This window comes from Flavobacterium sp. (genome assembly GCF_024710485.1).
GTDB lineage: Bacteria > Bacteroidota > Bacteroidia > Flavobacteriales > Flavobacteriaceae > Flavobacterium.
On record NZ_JANJUQ010000034.1, the window covers coordinates 1 to 2566 of the forward strand.

The window sequence follows — 2566 nt, forward strand, 5'->3', positions numbered from 1 at the left end:
AATGACACTATCCCAGTTACGCGGATTATCAGATGATGCATTTATCAATTTAAGCAAATCCACAGGCGATTTTCTTGATAATAATTATAGCCATTTAGAAATAATTCCATTCCCAAATCAAAGTGTCTGGAATGAAGTTTCAACTACAATGGGAGTACAGCCCAATAGAATATTTATGGGAAAAAAATCAATCAGGAATGAAATGTATAAACTCCATACATGGGTGAGAAATAATGAAACTCTTCTGATGAATTTAAGATTGCAGGCGTGGTACGGAATAGGCTATAAAACATGGTATAAACAACGCCCTTCAGAAACTGTTAATACAAGTCTTACGAAATTTGTAGATACGCTTAATATCAAAACAAGAAAAATATTTGATGTTGATGAAACAGGATATAAGACTGAACAACCAAATTTTGAAAATTACGAATCTTTCTGTGATGTTACACTTTTAGCTGATAAAAATGATTTAAACATGAACAATTCTTGTTTTATTGGTGTTCAAAATCGTCGTACTGATCCAAACATCTACTTTTGTGAGGACCCGAATGATAAACATATATTATTTTTATCTTCTTATGAATATGATTCTTTGAGTCAGCATGGTGGTAAAAATCCAACACGTTCTAATAGCCCAATTTATCAGGCATCTGTTTGGCAAAATTATTTCCATAAATCTTTTGGCTGTCGTGAAATCACTATTCCTTTTAACTACTGCGACCCTGACAATCCGAATGATTATGTATTGTTGCGTGTTCAGGAGTTAAAAGCGGATGAAAACTACGACGAAAGTTGGCCCTGGTGGCGTCAGGAAAGATTTAAAAATTATATTGATACTGTAATAGGTCAGAATAGCTCATTAGCGGTCAAGTTCCTGCCAGGTGAGGGTAAAATGTTTAAAGTAGATATACTTAGACCGGAGAAAATTGATGGCTCACTTGCAAATTCAAATCAATCAAAACTAATTTCATTTCCTGAATTATAATCATTTACTCCTTCCTTCATCATTTAAAAGTTAAATGAAAAAGAAAGAAGTAAAATTTGTAACTATTTTTTTATTTTAAATTATAGAAATTATGCAGAATTTAAAAATTAATTTTGTGATAAAATGATATTAAAATTTAATAAAAGCAATTACACACCAGGTATTGATGCCGGTATATCGCATTGCAAATCAATGAATTTAAGATTATAAATATTATGATGAGTATAGAACAGTTCTATGCTCAGTTTTTATAAATTATTTAAAGGAGTTTCAATAATGAAACGCAAAATGTTTTTAATTGTGGTGGCTTTGGTGCTGCTGGTTACAAGTGCTTTTAATATGAAGGCACAAGTCGGATTTAATGAGCTTGACCCGAATATTCTTTGGGTGGCTGATTCTTCTATTGGGCGTATTGATGGATTTGCTGTCCATCCGAACGGAAATGTATTTGCTTACAAAAACGGGTTTGATTACGGCTCAGGACAACCCAATATAGAACTTAAGGTTTTTGAAATTGACGGAACAAATGGTAAACTTTTGAGAATATTACCTATCTCACTTGGTCCTGTAGAATTATCATCAATTGATATTTCAAGTGATGGATCCAAATTGGCTGTGTCGTGGAATCAGATAGTTATTATTGACCTTCAAAATTATAGCACTATAAATTTTAAACGAGCTAGTCTTGTTAAATTTGTACCAAATTCAAGTAAAATCACCTATAGCGGACTTGGTAGTCAACCTGGTACTACAGGTAGCGATTCATCAATAGTTATACTTGATTTGGAAACTCAACAACGGGCTTACATCAAAACTGAAGAAATGATTACAAAAATTGCCTTCTCCCCCGACGGGCGTTTCTTAGCTACAGGTGGCAGCGGACAGGACGTATTTGGTAAATCTTATGTTTCGCTTAAACTTTGGGATGCTAATACACTGAAATTGATTAAGGAATTGGAAAAGATTGAAAATTCAACTATTGCTCCATCAAAAATTAAATTCTCAAATGATAATAAATTAGTTGGTTTTTGGAGATCTTGGGATAATCTTTTAATATTTAATATTGGTACAATGATAAAACTAAAAGACTACAGAAAAAATAATACCAATCTCGAAATTAGCGATTTCGCATTTATATCTTCTGACTATGTGGGTGTACAATCAAAGAAAATATCTATTATAAGGTTAGTTGATGATTATGTGATTAGTCTTATGGATTCGAGTGCAAGAGGTTCTATGGAAATAAATAACGAAAATAATGTACTTTTTTCCAGTACGGGATCACCAGCATTAAGAGGTCCATTAACGGCATTTGATTTGAAAAAAGTATTCACAGGGGTAGATAATAAATCTATGAATTCAGGAATTAAAATCCAGTACCAAAAAGGTAGAATTCAGGTTCAGAACTTGCAAATAATTTCACCAGAAATTAAAATAAAGATACTTGACATAAACGGGAAAGTAATCAAAGACCTGAATTTAACAAATGTTAGTTCAGAATTTTCAATTCCGGTTAATCTAAATAGTGGGACGTATTTAATTCATTTAAAAGATGGTAGCAGAGAATATTCATACAAT

2 protein-coding genes are annotated in these 2566 nt (G+C 32.2%); both read left to right on the forward strand.

The annotated features are described in order from the left end of the window. Positions 1–988: hypothetical protein (locus tag Q0M21_RS09425; protein WP_295337492.1), on the forward strand; the 988-nt coding region annotated here is incomplete at its 5' end. A 276-nt stretch (positions 989–1264) separates the two neighbouring features. Continuing rightward, positions 1265–2566, forward strand: a 1302-nt coding sequence (locus Q0M21_RS09430) for a T9SS type A sorting domain-containing protein (RefSeq protein ID WP_295337494.1), incomplete at its 3' end; no start/stop codon positions are given.